The 1,626-nt window shown below is 43.7% G+C and carries 3 protein-coding genes; all 3 read left to right on the forward strand.

Annotated elements, in window-relative coordinates; translation table 11 throughout:
* The first annotated feature begins 167 nt into the window (after window positions 1–167).
* The 3 genes from GW12_RS05915 to GW12_RS05925 all read left to right on the forward strand — a co-directional run bounded on the left by GW12_RS05915 (window position 168) and on the right by GW12_RS05925 (window position 1,594).
* A complete protein-coding gene (locus GW12_RS05915; protein ID WP_034584765.1) occupies window positions 168–788 on the forward strand; it encodes a glutathione S-transferase family protein in 621 nt (206 codons plus the stop codon).
* A gap of 74 nt (window positions 789–862) precedes the next feature.
* Window positions 863–1,153 (forward strand): hypothetical protein, encoded by a 291-nt coding sequence (locus GW12_RS05920; RefSeq protein ID WP_034584768.1) that lies wholly within the window; start codon window positions 863–865, stop codon window positions 1,151–1,153.
* 18 nt (window positions 1,154–1,171) lie between these two features.
* Window positions 1,172–1,594, forward strand: coding sequence for a YqaA family protein (locus tag GW12_RS05925; protein WP_034584771.1), 423 nt, complete (start codon window positions 1,172–1,174; stop codon window positions 1,592–1,594).
* Window positions 1,595–1,626 lie beyond the last annotated feature (32 nt).

Consider the following 1,626-nt stretch of genomic DNA (forward strand, 5'->3'; position numbering starts at 1 on the left):
AAATTTTGGCAATTTTAAGAAGGCAGAACCCTGATAGGATAAGGGTTCTGTGAAATTTGTCGTGTACAGAGAAAAAATATTTTATATCCGGGCGCTTGTTGTTTTACGGCAGATCAATTATGTTGTTGAAACACCAAAATATTAAGGTGCATGGAGCATAGGCACGCATGATAGATTTATATTACTGGGGAACCCCCAACGGTCATAAAATTACAATTGCTTTAGAAGAAATGGGCCTGTCCTATAAAATTTCCCCGATCAATATTCTGGAAAATGACCAGTTCCAGCCAGACTTTCTGGCAATCTCGCCAAATAACAAAATCCCGGCGATTGTTGATCAGGATGGTCCGGGAAATCAGCCAATTTCGATCTTTGAATCCGGTGCTATTTTGCAATACTTAGGCCGTAAAACTGGTCAGTTTTACCCGACCGATGAAATTAAAAGGGTTCACGTGGAACAATGGTTGATGTGGCAAATGGGTGGACTTGGACCGATGCTCGGACAGAATCACCATTTCAGCCGCTTTGCACCAGAACGTATTCCTTATGCAACTGAGCGTTATGTGAATGAAACCAAACGTTTGTATGGCGTGCTAAACAAGCAATTAATCGGGCAGGACTATGTCGCAGGCGAATACTCAATTGCTGATATGGCGATTTTCCCGTGGCTGCTGCGTTATGAATGGCAAGGTATTGACCTGGAAGATTACCCGGAAGTGAAAAGATACATGGACCAGATGAATGCTCGTCCTGCGGTACAGCGTGCACTCGCCATCACAGTCAATTAAGATCACATGATTGTGCTAAGATATAGTAACGTTAATAAAACCACCGACTACGGTGGTTTTTTATTGGAATAGAGATGAAAGCATTTTTTCTGAATTTCACCCGTATTGTTGAAAGCAATCCACGTATTTATTGGAGTATCATTTTTGGTATTGCCGCCTGTCTGGTGCTGTTCATTGCCGAGATCGTGCATATACAAATGCTGGTGGATCAACTCAATACCAAGAATCAAAATATTCTGGCTGAGGCCATTTTACCGCTGGCGAGCAAGTATAAATGGTCCCGGATTGTCATTATTATTGGTGCAATTTTCTGGTCAAATTGGGAATACGTTCAGGCGAAAAAGCGTTTGGCTTTGAAGCGCTAAACCTTTTAGGTTTCTGAGATGGCACTGCTGATACTGTTTCTGTCTGCCTTTGGCGCAGCCACCCTGATTCCGCTACAGTCGGAAGCTGTGCTGCTGGGGATGCTGGCAACGACGGGTTATTCAGCCTGGTTGCTGATTACCGTGGCGAGTGCCGGAAATATTCTCGGTTCCTGTGTGAACTGGTATCTAGGCTTCAAGATTGAACAGTACAAAGACCGTAAATGGTTTCCGGTGTCTGAACAGAAGATGCATCAGGCGCAGGGGATTTACCGTAAATATGGTTACTGGTCTTTGCTGTTAAGCTGGGTGCCGGTGATTGGCGATCCAATTACTTTGATTGCTGGCTTGCTCAAAGAAAACTTTCTGCGCTTTTTGCTGATTGTCAGTGTCGCCAAAATTGGCCGCTATCTATTTTTGTATGCAGCCTATAGCATGATTTAAAAAAAGAGGCTTAAAGCCACTGCTGTCCCATA

It is taken from the genome of Acinetobacter sp. HR7, from assembly GCF_000773685.1.
Taxonomy (GTDB): domain Bacteria; phylum Pseudomonadota; class Gammaproteobacteria; order Pseudomonadales; family Moraxellaceae; genus Acinetobacter; species Acinetobacter thermotolerans.